Annotated in this window: 16 protein-coding genes; 5 read left to right on the top strand and 11 right to left on the bottom strand. The window is 41.8% G+C overall.

What is annotated here, in order from left to right:
* Positions 1-94: 94 nt before the first annotated feature.
* From LEPBI_RS07585 to LEPBI_RS07565, 5 genes are read left to right on the top strand one after another with little or no spacing between them, the layout of a single operon-like run.
* Positions 95-463: an RNA recognition motif domain-containing protein gene (locus tag LEPBI_RS07585; protein ID WP_012388527.1), complete on the top strand. Its 369-nt coding sequence runs from the start codon at positions 95-97 to the stop codon at positions 461-463.
* Positions 464-1,666, top strand: coding sequence for an ATP-grasp domain-containing protein (locus LEPBI_RS07580; protein WP_012388526.1), 1,203 nt, complete (start codon positions 464-466; stop codon positions 1,664-1,666).
* Positions 1,663-2,271: a class I SAM-dependent methyltransferase gene (locus LEPBI_RS07575; protein WP_012388525.1), complete on the top strand. Its 609-nt coding sequence runs from the start codon at positions 1,663-1,665 to the stop codon at positions 2,269-2,271. The genes LEPBI_RS07580 and LEPBI_RS07575 overlap by 4 nt, the downstream gene beginning before the upstream one ends.
* Positions 2,271-3,152, top strand: a complete 882-nt coding sequence (locus tag LEPBI_RS07570) for a class I SAM-dependent methyltransferase (RefSeq protein ID WP_012388524.1) — start codon at positions 2,271-2,273, stop codon at positions 3,150-3,152. The genes LEPBI_RS07575 and LEPBI_RS07570 overlap by 1 nt, the downstream gene beginning before the upstream one ends.
* Positions 3,153-3,161: 9 nt before the next feature.
* Complete coding sequence (locus LEPBI_RS07565; protein ID WP_012388523.1) at positions 3,162-5,546, top strand: YhjD/YihY/BrkB family envelope integrity protein; 2,385 nt, start codon at positions 3,162-3,164, stop codon at positions 5,544-5,546.
* Here the strand turns inward: LEPBI_RS07565 and LEPBI_RS07560 are convergent.
* The 11 genes from LEPBI_RS07560 to rbfA all read right to left on the bottom strand — a co-directional run bounded on the left by LEPBI_RS07560 (position 5,543) and on the right by rbfA (position 15,500).
* Positions 5,543-6,028, bottom strand: coding sequence for a rod-binding protein (locus LEPBI_RS07560; RefSeq protein ID WP_012388522.1), 486 nt, complete (start codon positions 6,026-6,028; stop codon positions 5,543-5,545). The genes LEPBI_RS07565 and LEPBI_RS07560 overlap by 4 nt on opposite strands.
* A 35-nt stretch (positions 6,029-6,063) precedes the next feature.
* The gene (locus LEPBI_RS07555; protein WP_012476254.1) at positions 6,064-7,230 is read right to left on the bottom strand and encodes a flagellar basal body P-ring protein FlgI; all 1,167 of its coding nucleotides are present in this window, start codon (positions 7,228-7,230) and stop codon (positions 6,064-6,066) included.
* 4 nt (positions 7,231-7,234) lie between these two features.
* Positions 7,235-7,972, bottom strand: coding sequence for a flagellar basal body L-ring protein FlgH (locus tag LEPBI_RS07550; protein ID WP_049756002.1), 738 nt, complete (start codon positions 7,970-7,972; stop codon positions 7,235-7,237).
* Positions 7,973-8,026: 54 nt separating this feature from the next.
* Positions 8,027-8,968, bottom strand: coding sequence for a flagellar basal body P-ring formation chaperone FlgA (flgA, locus tag LEPBI_RS07545; protein ID WP_012388519.1), 942 nt, complete (start codon positions 8,966-8,968; stop codon positions 8,027-8,029).
* On the bottom strand, positions 8,968-9,765 hold the full coding sequence (flgG, locus tag LEPBI_RS07540) for a flagellar basal-body rod protein FlgG (RefSeq protein WP_012388518.1): 798 nt from the start codon (positions 9,763-9,765) through the stop codon (positions 8,968-8,970). The genes flgA and flgG overlap by 1 nt, the downstream gene beginning before the upstream one ends.
* A gap of 71 nt (positions 9,766-9,836) precedes the next feature.
* On the bottom strand, positions 9,837-10,286 hold the full coding sequence (gene dut / locus LEPBI_RS07535) for a dUTP diphosphatase (RefSeq protein WP_012388517.1): 450 nt from the start codon (positions 10,284-10,286) through the stop codon (positions 9,837-9,839).
* A 53-nt stretch (positions 10,287-10,339) separates the two neighbouring features.
* Positions 10,340-11,626: a M16 family metallopeptidase gene (locus tag LEPBI_RS07530; RefSeq protein ID WP_012388516.1), complete on the bottom strand. Its 1,287-nt coding sequence runs from the start codon at positions 11,624-11,626 to the stop codon at positions 10,340-10,342.
* A gap of 37 nt (positions 11,627-11,663) precedes the next feature.
* On the bottom strand, positions 11,664-13,754 hold the full coding sequence (pnp, locus tag LEPBI_RS07525; protein WP_012388515.1) for a polyribonucleotide nucleotidyltransferase: 2,091 nt from the start codon (positions 13,752-13,754) through the stop codon (positions 11,664-11,666).
* Positions 13,755-13,759: 5 nt separating this feature from the next.
* Positions 13,760-14,026: a 30S ribosomal protein S15 gene (gene rpsO / locus LEPBI_RS07520; protein WP_012388514.1), complete on the bottom strand. Its 267-nt coding sequence runs from the start codon at positions 14,024-14,026 to the stop codon at positions 13,760-13,762.
* A 26-nt stretch (positions 14,027-14,052) separates the two neighbouring features.
* The gene (gene truB, locus LEPBI_RS07515) at positions 14,053-14,982 is read right to left on the bottom strand and encodes a tRNA pseudouridine(55) synthase TruB (protein ID WP_012388513.1); all 930 of its coding nucleotides are present in this window, start codon (positions 14,980-14,982) and stop codon (positions 14,053-14,055) included.
* A 68-nt stretch (positions 14,983-15,050) separates the two neighbouring features.
* Positions 15,051-15,500 (bottom strand): 30S ribosome-binding factor RbfA, encoded by a 450-nt coding sequence (gene rbfA / locus LEPBI_RS07510; RefSeq protein ID WP_012388512.1) that lies wholly within the window; start codon positions 15,498-15,500, stop codon positions 15,051-15,053.
* Positions 15,501-15,504 lie beyond the last annotated feature (4 nt).

Below are 15,504 nucleotides of genomic sequence, written 5' to 3'. Positions count from 1 at the left end.
TCTTTCGACCAGAACCGCCATTTCCCCAAGAGAAAATGCGACATAGTCAAAAAAGAGTTGAAGTTTTAAGGAATTTTAAGGAAAAAAGAAGGACATGAAGTTATCCATTGGAAACCTCCCCCAAACCCTTACGGACGAAGCCCTCGAGAAACTTCTTTCCGCTCATGGAAAGGTGACACACCTTCAAATCAAACGAGACAAACTCACCAAGGTTTCACTCGGGTATGGAACTGCCGAAATGGCGGATGCCGATGCGGAAAAAGCCATTGCGAGTTTGAACGGAAAGGAATTGGAAGGCAAAAAAATCGTCGTTGTCAACCAAGAAGAACTGACCAAAGCCCAAAATGAGGCCCAAAAGAAAAAAGGAAGTCCTGCTGTGGCAAAACCCACGTTTGGTCGAAACCAAACATCTGGCGGTGGCAATACAGGAGTCCAACGCCGAGGCGGTTCACGCGGGTCGTAGATGAAACAATTGAATGGAAGTTATCTCTCCATAGGAGCTGGAGAGAACCAAATCCCTCTCATTCGTGCAGCAAAAGGGAGAGGCCTTAAGGTCATCGCCGTGGATACAAACCCCATGGCACCGGGCCTAAATGAAAGTGATATTAAAATATTAGAATCTACTCATGAATATCGCAAAATTTTGCATGCGATGAGTAAGGTTCCCCTTCCTTACAAACTGCTTGGAGTTGGGTCACGGTCTTATGGAAAAGCTGTGTATACAGTCTCCTATTTAGCAGAAAAACTAAAACTACGTGGAAACCCACGAGACAGCACAAATCTATTTTTAGACAAAGAAAAATTCAAACTGGTAGTATCCAAATATGGGATCCCTGTGCCAAAGAGTATTCCCAATTTAGGGACAAACAAAACGAAGGACAAAAAACCTGAACTTCTTTTCCCAATCATCGCCAAACCAAAAGAAGGTTCTGGTAAAAAAGGAATTTCTGTTTTAGAATCAGAAGTCGAATATAAAAAATTCACAAAATCAAGGATTCACGAATCCTTTTTATTAGAGACTTACACTCCTGGGGATGAAGTCACTGTTCTTGGTTTTGTCATCAACAAACGTTTTTACATCATTTCTCTCACAGACAAAATCACTACAGGTTTGCCTAATTTCATCGAAGTGGCTCACATTGCCCCTTCCGAACATATTTCGATGGCAGGAGAGTTGAAGATGATCTGCCAAAGCATTGTGACGGCTTCCAAATTAAAAACAGGTCCGTTTGTGGCCGAATTTAAGATCACTAAAAACAAAGAATGTATTTTGATTGAAGCAGCTCCAGAAGTAGGTGGTGAATTCATTGCCGACCAACTATTGCCCGCCCATTACGGGTATGATTATTTTAAAGATCTTTTATCCGTAACCATCGGAGAAAAAACTAGACCAGAGTTCTTAAAAACTTCTAAAAAAGGGACAATTCATTCGGCAATCCTTTTCACTCTGCCAACCACCAAACAGAAAAAAATGGCAGAATTGTCTCCCTTTGTTCCCAATGTTTACGAAACAGTTTTTTTCCAAAAACAATTGATTCCCAATGGAACACCACTTGAATCATTTGAAGGAAACCACAAACGAACTGGAGTGACTGGAATTTCCACAAAACAATTCATCTCTGCAAAAGATTGGTATTCTTCTTTATTGGATCGATTGGACTTATGAAAAATGTCTGGGACAAACACTACGAAAGGCCTAAATCCAAACTGACCTTTCCTGATGAAAATTTAGTACGTTTGCTCTCAAAAATTGAACCACAAAAAAAAACAGCTCTCGATTTTGGATGCGGTTCCGGAAGGCACAGTTACCTTTTACAAAATTTCGGATATGAAGTCATAGCCTGTGACAATGCAAAAACCACAATCGACCAATTGAAAGAAGTCGAAGCGTCTATTGATTGGATCCATACTCCCGATCTACATTTACCTTTTGCTCCTAATACGTTTGGTGTGATCGTGAGTTGGGGTGTATTCCATTATAACAAACGAGAAGATGCGAGTCAGTTAGTCCAATCCTTGTCTGATTCGCTTGTACCTGGAGGGTATTTACTTGGTTCCATACGTGCAGAAGGAGACACTCACTTAGGATTAAAACATGGAACGATGAAGCTTGAAGATCTTAGCGGTGGTTATGCGGAAACTTACTCACTTTCAGAACTTCAACATTTCCTTTCCCTATTCCAGGAAGTCTCCATCGGATATTCGGAACGTACACCGCTTGGTAAGTTAGAAGAAAGAATTTGCCATTGGTTTTTCCTTGCTAAAAAATAATGGATCATCTGAATTCTTTAAGAGAAGAATGCCCACTCACAAAAACCTGTGATTGGAAACCATTGTATCATACAACAGGAACCTATTCTGGATTGTCCATATACGAGTGCCAAACTTGTAAACTGCAAACATTATACCCAAGACCAAATCAAGAAGAACTGTACACACAAGACTATTACCAAGGCAAGGCAGAGTATTCCTACATTGATGAAAGGGAACAAAAACCATTCTTTCGGTACGTCTGGAAAGCGCGGATCCAAAACATCAAACGTTACGTGAAAGCTGGCCATTTTTTAGACATTGGGTCCTCTTTTGGTGGGTTTTTGGAAGTGGCGAAAGAAGAAGGTTATACCATACAGGGAGTGGAAATTTCTGAATATGCGGCAAATTTTGCCAATGCCAATAAGATCCCCACATTCAATGGAAGTTTGTACGAAGCCCAATTCCCGTCAGAACATTTTAGCGTGATCACACTCGTGGAAGTGATAGAACACATTGAAAATCCCAATCGGTTTTTCTTGGAACTCACACGAATCTTAAAACCAGGTGGACTCCTCCTCTTACAAACTGCGAATTTTGAAGGTTGGCAGGCCAAGGAAGAAGGAAGCCATTACCATTATTATATGCCAGGCCATGTCTATTATTACTCCGACACCATTCTAAAAAAGATATTGACTGGCCTTGGATTTGGCAGTTTCGTATCTTACTTTGGTGTGGATTTTCCTTTGATGGCAAAACTGAAAAAAGCACGTGGGTCATTCCAGAATGGGAAAGACTACCTCCACTGGTTTCGGATTTCCTTTTACCATTTTCGATCCAAATGGAAACGGAAAGGATACCCCCTCACATCAAGTTACGTTTTGTACGCTTTTAAAAAATAGGAAACTAATATGAGTGAATCGATGAAACCCCCTCTACTTGTACGTTTGACTACCATACCAGAAGGACCTGGTTGGAAACGAAGGCTCATCATCGGCATTCGCGTTTTGCTCGTCTCTGTACATCGGTTTATGAAAGACGATTGCCTGATCATTGGTTCTAGTCTCGCTTATACTACCATTGTGACATTGATACCAACTCTTACGGTAGCACTTGCTCTCATCACGGTTGCATCAGGAATCCACACTCGACAGGCAGAGATGGTGGATGAAATCAATTCTTATCTCTTACGAAATAATATCCAATTTGATATCACACCTTATTTGGAAACACTTTCCGATATCATATCCACTGCGACTCAAATTGGAGCTGTTGGATTTGTTGTTTTTATTTTTTCAGCAACTGCCGTCTTGCGTTCGTTAGAGAAGGCATTTCATATCATCTGGAACATTGACCTCCACCGTAATTTTATCAATAAATTTGTATTTTATTTTTTTCTCATCTCCTTTGGTCCTTTACTCTTTGTGGTTGGGAAAAATATCACAGACACAATTTCTGATTCTGTGCGTTCGCCACATTTGAAATCCATTGTGGCAACAAAACATGGAGAGATATGGGTTGCAGGAGAAAAAGGAAATATTGGAGCGATGCGGGAACTTAACAAATCCATTTCCTTTATCCCCGAAGCCAGTATCGACTTTGAAAATATGCTCTGCATTGATACTGAATCTGTGGAAACGGGTACTTGCAAAAAACCTAATATCAGAAAAGAGAACTTTTTTCGCATCCGTAGTGTTGGAAATGATCTTTTTACCATCTCAGAAGAAGGAACGTTTTTATATTCCAATGATTTAGGGAACCATTGGAAGGTTCACTCTCTGAAAGGCATTAATGTTTCTGATTTTGGAGCCATTGACTTTGATACACTTTTCATTCTTACACAAGACACACGAACCCTTCGGTATGACTTAGGCAAACCATTCAAAGAAATCAAACGGTTTCATGATGAAGGCATTACACCCATTCGCGTTCGATTTTTTTCTGAGAAAGATGGATTCATTTTGGACCGAGAAGGAAGGTTATGGAAAACAAGCGATGGAGGGACTAGTTTTTTCCCACAGGAAATTTCCCAAAAGCCATTAAATGATATCTCATTTCTCAATCGAAGCATTGGATTTTTGGTAGGAGATAGTGGTGCGATTTTCAAAACCACTGATGGAGGTTATACCTGGACTGACCTAAGCCATAGAAAGTATTCTTATGAACGGGTCTGGGTATTTGTTTCACCGAAGAAACAAGACTATGATATCTTTGTTCTCACATCATTGGGAGACATTCTACTTTCGGAAGATGAAGGTGAAAACTGGTCTGTGGCATACAAAGGAAAAGCAGGTATGATCCTCGACATGCTCTTACTTTCCAAAAAGAAAACTTCAGTGGAAGTAGACCAAAGCTCCAAAGACACAGTTGCGAAAGAAACCTCCTCCCTCTCTTCCATCACAGGAGAGGAGAGTATTGAAATTGAAAACCAAAACGAAGCAGAAAGTCCCAATGAAGGGATGCTTGGCATCATTGGTGTGGGAGAATTTAATAAAATCATTCGAGTCGAAGACAATGGGAGTGGCCAAACCATTTGGAAAAAATACCAAGGTGGGAAACGATTTTTTTCTTTGTATTCGATCTTTCAGATTTTGTTACCTTTGTTATCACTGTGGTTGTTCTTTTTACTCATCTTTAACATCATTCCAAATACCAAGGTACCGATCAAAGCATCCTCGATAGGAGCGGCAGTCACTGGACTGATCCTCATCTTATTCTTTTGGGGGTTTATCAACATCTACCTAACATCATTTACCGAAAAAACGATGTTAGTCTACAAAGCACTTGCTGCCATCCCTATTGCCTTACTTGCGATTTATTCTATCGCGCTCATCATATTGTATGGGGCGGAAGTAACAGCTACCCTTCAATTCCCAGACAGGTATCTGCTTCCAAAACATCCGTTTGATGACATCGATTCTACTTTGTCCTACGAGTTTTATAAAATCTTACAAGTATTAGCCCTCACCTATACCCACCAAGAGAACAAAGGTGAACTCATCAAACTCACGCAACTTCGAAAATCACTGTTATTATCAGAAAAGGAATTATCTCAAATTTTAGATAAGTTGACCGATTCCAAACTCATCCAAATCACAGAAGACAAACGTCTTACTCCCATGAAACTCAAAGAACAAGTGGATTTGGTGTCTGTTTATGAAAGTACATCAAGTTTCAAACTTGGTGCTCCGAAAGAAAGGGCAAGCCTCTCGCCAAAACTTAACGAAAGTCTCTCTAAATTGGAAGATAAATGGAAAGAAGAACTCAAACGTACTTCTTTCTCTGAGTGGGTTTAAAGGTAAGGATTTTTTTTCACGGGCGGAAGGGATTGTGACATCTGTTTGTAAATCTCTTCTGCTAGGCCCATGGATTCATTTTGAGAGATATTTTTTGCATATTCATCGTATAACAGATCTTCAAAGATCTCTTCTGCATACCCACCATCGATGAGTTTTTCTTTGTGGATGGTGTTTTTCATTTCTTTTAACATCATTTTCACAAACACCGATTCAAATTCTACGGATGCATCATATAGTTTTTTACGATAGGGATCGATTGAGATCTCCTCACGAATGTTTTGTGGAACTCGTAAGGAAGAAGAACTCACCTTACCCATAAGTCCCTCATGGGTTTCTAATAAATTCTGAAACTCAGAAACTCCCTCTTTTGGAATTTCATTCCTTTTCGGGTCACCGAGAGTCTTCATTCGATGGAGAATGGATTCATCATGAGAACGGCTAAGCCTACCTGAATAGTCTTGGATTTTGTGAATGTCCATATTATGTCTAGTTATCCTATCGGCAATTTTGGAAATTACTGAATCACAAGTTCTGCTTTGAGCGCGCCCTGTTTTTTTAAGGCTTCTAAAATGGAGATAATATCCTTTGTGGAAGCCCCAACTTTATTTAAGGCACCCACCACATCGGAAACCTGTGTGCTCTCTTTCAAAACAAACACCGATTCCCCCTTGCCTTCCTCTTGGATGGGGAAAAAATAACGGGCCTTGTCCCGATTGGCAATCTGAATGGTGAGACCTTGTTGGGAGATGGCAACTTCATCGATGGCAATGTTTGCTCCCATGACGATGGTCCCTGTTCGTTCATTGATGACAACCCGGGCCACAGGTGAGGAGTTAATGGTAAGGTTTTCCAATTTGGATAAAAAATTGAGATCTAGTTTTGGTGCCCCTGAGACGAGTTCCCCATTGGGACCTGTTGTGTTTGGGGATGTGGGCAAAGGGACAAGGACTTCAGTGGGAGAAACCACTTCGGGTACAACGGAAAGTTCCGAAGTGATGGCATCCACGATTGCACCCATAGTGGTATAATCTTTTTCGAGTAAAGTGAGTTTGACTGATTTCATGATCGGAGCATTGGGAATCGATTTTTCTAAGATCGCACCCATGGGAACAAGGGCCGTATTGGAACCCGATTTTTTATCTGCTCCTCTTTTTTTCTCTTTTCCACCAAACACAAGTATACCGGAGGCAACCGCAATGGTTTCCCCGTTTGCCGCTTTCAGTGGGGATTGTAACAAAACTCCACCTTCAAGAGACCGAGCATCACCAAGGGAAGATACGACGATATCAATTTTATCTCCTTCCTTCAGATTGACAGGAACATTGGCGGTGATAAGAACAGATGCTGTGTTTTTCGCATCCCTTAGGTTCTTCTTGGTATTCACGCCAAGACCACTGAGATAATTTTGTAAGGCTTCTTCTGTGAGAGGGTTTTTGGTATCCCCCGTTCCATTCAGTCCTACCACCAGACCAAATCCTGTGAGTTGGTTTTCTCGCACCGCATCCATTCGCACTAAGTCTTTCAGTCTAGTTTCTACTGAAAAGATGGGAGTGTTTCCCCCTATCAAAAGTAGGAAGATCATGAAAGATTTAAGAAATGCGGAGGAAAGTTTATGTTTCGATAAAAGGGAAACTAGAGAAAGGTTTTCCTTCCGAGTGGGCAAACTTTGTAAATGGTTCATAAAATTACTCACTTTCCCCTAAGAGACGTTTGATATTTTTCAAAATGATTTCTTGTTTTTCTTTGTCTGACAGTTCTGCTTTTTCTGTGACAGATCCATCTGGATTTGTGATCCGCTTCATTTGGATATCAGGATTGTTTAATTCTTTGGGATTTAAAGTGCCTTGGTATTCCACTCTCAAATTGGCAATGAGATCACTTGCGATGAATCGATTTTTATCTAAATCTTCCGGAGATATGGTTCCCGACAAACGTATGTTAACTCTCTCTTCAGACAAATTAAACACTCGGCTTCCTTCGAGTTCCAAGTTTCCTGTTCCAGGATCAACTCCCGTCACTAGAACTGCCATGACTCCCACAACTTTTCCTTGCGATTTGGATTTCCCCACTTTCGATCTCATATAAGTAGAGTTTGCTGTATAATTAGGGAGGTCTGGGACTAATTTTTTATCAGGAACGGTTTTGATATCATTATCGAAGGTCGCTTTGTATTCGGATTCATATTCGACTCGGAGACCATTCTTTAACACTACTTTCACCACAGTACCTGGTTGGATGGTTTTGGGATAAGAATAAGGATCTTTGTCTTTCCATAGGGATTCTGCATGTAAATTAGAAAAGAATTGAATACCAGAAGGTGAACCAACGAATCCAAGGAAGACAAAACAAAGGACGAATGCCAAACAAACACGATACACCAAATTTGCACGAATGGAAATGCAAGAATGAATGAGGAAGTCCATCTTAATGAATTTCAGAATTGTTTTGATTACATTTTTTCTTGAGAACAACATCAATTATCTCTCTTCCAAAAGGCATACACCTTCATTTTGAACGCGAGCTCTGATGGTTTTTTGGGAAGCCAAATTGAGAAGTGGGATCTCTTCGCCACGATTTCCTGAAGCGAGTGCCCTTGTTTTGATCTTTAAAAGTAAATTGCCAACTGTATACACAAGTTCCACTTCTTGTCCACGTTCAATGGTATGAAGGGTTCGCACTTGTTTTTTTTCAATGGCAGTGTCTGGTAAAAATCCATTCAGAGCTGTTTTTCCCACAGGATTTTCGTCTGTATATTCCCTAAGTGAGTCTGCCGAAAAAAAGGACCTAACTTCTACATCTTCATCTGTCAGGATTGTTTTGGATGGGATCTCTCGTTTGGTGAAGTAAGCTTGTTTCTTTTCTTCGATGAGGAATGGAACGGATTCCGAGTGAACCAATTTCCCAGCAAAATAAAAATCCAAGGGAAAAAGACGTTTTCCTGCATGTAAGGATCTTCCCGAATAACGCCAAACAGCTGAGGTTCCTGAAATGATTGGAAAAGAATCTTTTTCGGAACTGATCCGAAACCTTTCCCCAATCTCACCTAAGGAATGTTTACTTGCGCTGTCTAAATCTTTCCATAAAGATTCTTCTAATTCTTTTTTGGTTAGTAAGGCAGTTTTTGGGAGTAAAATTCCTTCTTTACCCATCACAGAAAAGGAAAGAGAGGTGCCCCATTCTTTTGCATACAATGACGTGATCCTTTCGGCAATGGCTTCCGGTTCTAAGACAATGGGCTCTTTTAGATTCAAAAAAACAACAGGATTCCAATTTCCTTTCCAATTGGTAAATTCAGACAAACGTATCTCTCCCGATCCCACAATGGTTTTGGGTTTGAGATACAATCGATTGTCTTCTTTGTTTGCCAAAACTGGTAAACAAAGTACCAAACTAAAAAGAAAAAAAATCCACTGTTTCATTAACGTTTCAGTCCTATCGCCGTCGAAAGCATGTTATCCGAGGTTTGGATGGTTTTGGAATTGGATTCGTAAGCCCTTTGCGCCACAATCATATTCACCATCTCCTCTACGATTTTGACGTTACTCATTTCTAAAAATCCTTGCAGGACACTTCCATACCCTTCTTGGGATGGCATACCAGGGATCTCTTGGCCTGAGGCAACCGTTTCACGGAATAAGTTTTTCCCCACTGCCTGGAGACCTGCTGGGTTCACAAAGCGGTAGAGTTCTAATTGGCCAATCGTTGTCGGACGAATGTCGTTTCCGATTTTAACGGTGACTTCTCCTTCTTCGGAAACCATGAGTGTATTTAAAATCGCATTTTCTGGTAAGATGATGGGAGGTTCGAGTAAATACCCGTTAGAAGTGACCACTTGTTGGTTGGAGTCAATTTTAAAGGACCCATCTCTGGAGTAAGAGAAAGTTCCATCAGGCATTTGGATTTTAAAGAATGCCATCTCACCTGTGAGGGCTAGGTCTAGTTTGTTCCCTGTGGCTTGGAAGGATCCAATTTCGAATAACTTCTGTGTGGCGGCCACTTTCACACCATGACCCACATTCACACCTGTTGGAATTTCGGAAACAGAGGTAGCTGGAGTTCCCGCAAGCACTTGGTGTTGGTACACTAGATCTTCGAAGTCCACACGGTTCTTTTTAAAACCAGTGGTGTTCACGTTGGCAAGGTTGTTTGCCACAGTATCAATGTGGAATTGTTGGGCAATCATCCCGGTAGCACCGGTCCAAAGGGATCGCATCATAAAAAGGCACCTCTACAGCTTCTATCGGTCATCTCCCAAAAAAGCTAAGTGTCTTTTTTCTTCGTTATGTCTTATTTTCCAGTGCTCCCAAATCCACCTGTTCCGCGCTGCGTTGCGTCAAGGCCTGTGACCACTTGGATGGGAAGTTGTGATACGGCTTGGATCACCAATTGGGCCACACGAGTCCCTGGTTTTAACACGAAATCCTCGCCACTCAGATTGAGGAGTGGGATGAGGATCTCACCCCGGTAGTCAGAGTCGATGGTCCCGGGGCTATTGGGCATGATGATTCTGTGTTTTGTGGAAAACCCACTTCGTGGCCGAATTTGCCCTTCGTACCCTTCGGGGATTGCCATGGCTAAACCTGTGGGAACGAGTACCACTTCTCCCTTGGGTAGGAGGAGGTTTTCACTGAGGCAAGCAGAGAGATCCATCCCAGCAGCCCCTGGTGTTTTGTATTCTGGGAGGACGGCTCCCTCTTTTAAGATTTGGATTTGGAGGTAGTTCTCGGGTTCTAACATAAATTCCTTAACATGCGATTCATACGAGCTAAAGCCGAATCGATATTTCCTTCTCAACCGCCAAATTGGACCGGGATTTTGGCAAATTGGCTTTCTGTCATATCTCCTACACAAGACAAATGGACTTTTTCTAAACCAAACATCTCTTTGGCGACATGATTGATTTCCTCCAAAGTCACTGACTTGATTGCCCTCATCCGATCTTCCAAGGAAAAATATTTACCATAATAAATTTCTTGGAGGCCAATATTATTCATTCGGTTTTCAGGCAGTTCATACCCGATGGCAATCGAACCCATTTGATTGGATTTCGCATCAGCGAGTTCTTTTTTGGAAAAACCATGTTTGGTAATGGTTTCCAATTCCTTTAGGATGAGTTCCACACAACGTGCCGCTTTTTCTTTGGAAGTGGCAGAAGAGATCGAAAATAAACCAGTGGTTTTGTAATAAGATGGAAAACTATAAATGCTATAACAAAGTCCTTCTTTTTCCCGGATATTTTGGAAAAGCCGTGAGGCCATTCCCCCTCCAAGAATGGTGGAGATAAGGCCTGCCACAGTTACCGTTCGATAGTCCCTTTTACTTCCATTGACACCAAGCATGATATGGAACTGTTCGATTTTACGGCGCTCCAAATGTTTCGTATAACTTTTTTTAGGTGATGGGATCAAAAGTTCCGTTGGGTTTTTTCCTTTTGGATTTGCAAAAGAAAAGTATTTTTTGGTAAGATCCAAAACCTTTTCCCAAGTAAAATTTCCAGATACAGAGATGACCATATTTTTCGGGAAATAATGTTTTTCAAAAAACCTACGAATGGAGGATTCCGTGACACCAGTGACTGATGTTTTTGTTCCAATGATATCACGCCCGTAAGGTGATTTCCCAAATATATTACGAAAGTAATAATCATAAACAAAATCATCAGGGGCATCCTCGTAAGAACGCATCTCTTCCATGATGACACCCTTTTCTGTTTGGATGTCTTCTTTGCGAAAGAGTGGCCGAAAGAGCATATCGGATAAAATTTCAAACGCAAGTTCTGCTTGGTTTTTGATGGCAACGACGTAGTATTGTGTGTATTCCCGACCAGTAGATCCATTTAAGATCCCACCCACGCGCTCAATGGATTCGGCAATTTCCTTACTTGTACGAGTTTCCGTATCTTTGAAGAGCATGTGCTCTAAAAAGTGAAAATAACCATGTTCGGAATTGGATTCGGCAAGACTGCCTTGTTTCAAAAAAACACCCACCCCCATAGAGGATGCGTGTTTCATTGGTTGGAAAAGGACTGTCAAACCATTTGGTAAAACAGTTCGTTTGCATTCACTGACGGAAACCATTTGTTTCACTCCCCCCAAACAGGTGTTTGGGGACTGTTTAGTTGTCTAAAAGGACATCCTTTCGTGAAAGATCAATTTTTCCCATTTTATCAACGGAAATCACTTTCACTTTGATTTTGTCTCCTTCGGAAACAATGTCACGAACAGATTGTACTCGTTTCACATCCAGTTTCGAGATGTGGCAAAGCCCTTCTTTTCCTGGTAAAATTTCAACAAAGGCACCAAAGTCAGCAATTCGTTTGATGACACCATCGTAGATTTTTCCCACTTCAATTTCTTCAAAGATTCCATCGATCATAGCAATGGCTTTTTCTTTAGACTCTTCACTTGGAGAAGCAATGGTTACTTTTCCAGAATCATCCACAGAAATTTCAGAACCAGATTGTTCGATGATGGCACGGATCATTTTCCCACCTGGGCCAATGAGTTCTCCAATACGATCTTTTGGAATTTGTTTTTGAGTGATACGCGGAGCGTTTTCACTTAAATTCCCTTTCACGGAAGAAATGGCTTTGTTCATTTCACCAAGGATATGGTCACGACCCACTTCAGCTTGTTCGATGGCTTTTTGTAAAACTTCCAAACCAAGTCCATTGACTTTGAGATCCATTTGGAAAGCAGTGATCCCTTTTTTGGTCCCTGCCAATTTGAAATCCATATCACCGAAGTGGTCTTCAATCCCTGCGATGTCCGAAAGGACTGCAAAACGACCTTTTTCATCACTGAAAAGTCCCATCGCAATCCCAGAAACGGCTCCCGAAATCGGAACTCCACCTGCCATTAGGGCAAGGGTTCCCGAACAAACGGATGCCATGGAAGAAGATCCATTGGATTCTAAAATTTCAGAGACTAACCTGATCACATACGGAAACTCAGTTTGTGTCGGAAGGACTTTTTTAATCGCTCGTTCCGCTAAATTTCCGTGACCAATCTCACGCCTTCCAGGGCCTGAGTTACGTCTCACTTCTCCCACAGAAAATGCAGGGAAGTTATAGTGTAACATGAAGTTCTTTTCTTTCGAACCTTCGAGTGTTTCGTATCGTTGGTTGTCAGATGTGGTACCGAGTGTCATCACTCCAAGAGACTGAGTTTGTCCCCTAGTGAAAACAGCCGAACCATGTGGTCCAGGAAGGACATCAATCTCACAAGAGATTTGTCGAATTTCGTCCGTTTTTCGGCCATCAAAACGAATTCCTTCGCCTAGCACGAGTTCGCGGACAACTTCGTATTCCAATTCATGTAAAAAATGTTTGATGTCTTTTGTTTTGTCTTCTGGAGCCAGTAAGGTTTTAAAATGTTCAACCGTTTCTTTGTTAATGGCTTTGATGTCGTCGTTCCGTTTGGCTTTGTCTGCATTTTTGTTGGCAAGAGTCAAACGATCGAATGCGAATTCACGAATTTTAGCATGGAGGTCTTTGTCAGGAGCTTTTAAAACAACTTCCTTTTTAACAGTTCCATGTTTCTTCGCCAATTCTTCTTGCATTGCCACAGCAAATTTCAGTTGCTCTTGGGCAAAACGAAGGGCTGCCATCATGTCTTCTTTGGAGATTTCGCTTGCTTCCCCTTCAATCATGACGATGGCATCTTTTGTTCCTGCAACCACTAAGTCCAAATCAGACTTTGTGATCTCTTCGTTCGTTGGATTGAGGATGAACTCTCCACCGATACGACCAATCCTTGCTCCCGCAATGGGTCCTGCAAATGGAATGGAAGAAACTGAAAGTGCCGCCGAAGCTGCGTTAATCGCATGGCCTTGGACTGAAACTTGTTTGTCTGCAGATAAAACTTGAACGAGAAGTTGTACTTCCGAGAAGTAACCTTCTGGGAACATTGGGCGAATCGGACGATCTAGGATCCGAGAAAGTAATACTTCGTGTTCTGCGGGTTTTGCTTCCCGTTTGAAGTATCCACCTGGGAAACGACCGACTGAGTATGCTTTTTCAGTGTATTCGCATGTAAGAGGGAAAAAATCTTGTCCTTCTTTTGGTTCCTCTGCCGCACAAACTGTGGCAAGCAGGACCAAATTTCCGGTTTTGTATACAACCGACCCGTGAGCTTGTTTCGCCCACTTGCCGGTCTCTAGGGTAATAGAATCTCTACCCCAAACACCAGTGAACTCTGTAGCCATAGGAATTATTTCCTAAGGCCGAGTTTTTCAATCAGCTTTTTATAACTTTCTAAATTGGAACGTTTTAGGTATTCCAACAAACTCTTTCTCTGGTTCACCATTGCGATTAGACCGCGGCGAGAGTGAAAGTCCTTCTTGTTCGCTTTGAAGTGTTCAGTAAGGTCTTTAATACGAGAGTCGAGAAGAGCGATTTGTACTTCTGCAGAACCTGTGTCGTTTGGTTTGCTACCGAATGTAGCAATGATCTGCTGTTTTTGTTCTTTTGTGATCATACTAGTGTCCAGATTTTAAGAAGGACTCATTTAGAAAACATAATTTTTGCAGAAGGGTCAAAAAATACTTTTCGGTAACGGTAAGGAATGTGGGCCGGTTTCTCTTCATACGAACACCAGGCAAGGATGGTGGTTTCATCCGAATCGAGAATGTAAAACCCAAGGGAATCTGCCTTCGGGAGTTTGTCCCAGATGTATCCCCCGTGGACCACTGCTTTTCTTTCCGCTTCGTCCACGATCCGGACAGGTAAGGGGAACACTTCTTTCCAGGTACGAAGGTCGGCTTTGGTGATCTCTTCTAGGGGTTTCACTCCGTCCAATCCGTATTCTCCAATGGATTCCCGCACAAGCCTCCCCAATGAAAGGGGGATCCCCCATTTGTCGGAAAGATCAAGGATGATCTTACGGATGTAGGTCCCTGAACTCACATGGATGCGAAAGGAAAATCCAGTCTCCGTCCTTTGGATGTCTACCACCGAATGGATGGTGATGTTTCGTTCCTTCTCTTCCACGAATGTCCCTTCTCGGAAAAGATCAGACTGTCGTTTGCCCCCTACTTTCAGAGCCGAAATTTTGGGTGCTTTTTGGGTTTTTTGTTCTGTGAGAGATTTCAGTTCCGTCTCCAGTCTTTCCGTGGGAAACCTTGAAACAAATTCGACTCGCGAACTTTCTCTCGTCTCAATTTCCACCACACCATCAGGATCACCAGAATCGGTGCGTAGTCCCACAACCACTTCTGCTAAATAGGTTTTGTCTTTTCCAAGAAACACTTGGGAAAAGGTTGTGTAGTCCCCACACGGTAAAACGAGAAGGCCCTCCGCAAATCGGTCCAAGGTTCCGGTGTGGCCAACTGATTTTTGACCAAGCAGGCGTTTGGTTTTTAAAACCAAATCAGAACTAGTGATGCCAGGGGGTTTGTATACAAATAAGAATCCAGACTGATCGGATTTAGACATATCTAATCACCTAACAAAAGAGAATGGAAGAATTTACACTCGCAATGGAAACTTTCGTTTCGGTTTCCTTACGTTTCTCTTTCGATTCCACTTTCAGAATCTTCTAACAAAGTTTCTGCATCTGTGTCCCCGTCATCCTCTTCAGGATTTGGGTGGAGCTCTTCAAATAAAGTTTTGGGAGCGGAATCATCGATGAGGCGATTCACTTCTAAACTTTTGATGTAGCTGTTGTCCCAGACAAAGGTAAATTTCGGATTGGTATGCAAGCGTAGGTTTTTTCCAACAAATGAAGATAAAAACCCCGCACAAGAAACAAGCCCTTGTGTGAGTTTTTTTCTCTCATTATTATTACAAAGAGCCGTGAAGTATACCTTCGCATACTTCAAGTCTTCGCTAATTTCGATGCGGTGGAAACTAGGCAAAAAGACCCGAGGGTCTTTTACCTTTCCTTCTAAAATCGCAGTGGAGATTTGGCGAATGATCTCCGATTCGAGTTTTTTCATTCGAATGGGATTCATTTAG

The sequence above is a fragment of the Leptospira biflexa serovar Patoc strain 'Patoc 1 (Paris)' genome (assembly GCF_000017685.1).
Classification (GTDB): Bacteria; Spirochaetota; Leptospiria; order Leptospirales; family Leptospiraceae; genus Leptospira_A; species Leptospira_A biflexa.
Note: the sequence above shows the minus strand (reverse complement) of the source record. Positions and strands in the feature narration are given on the sequence as shown.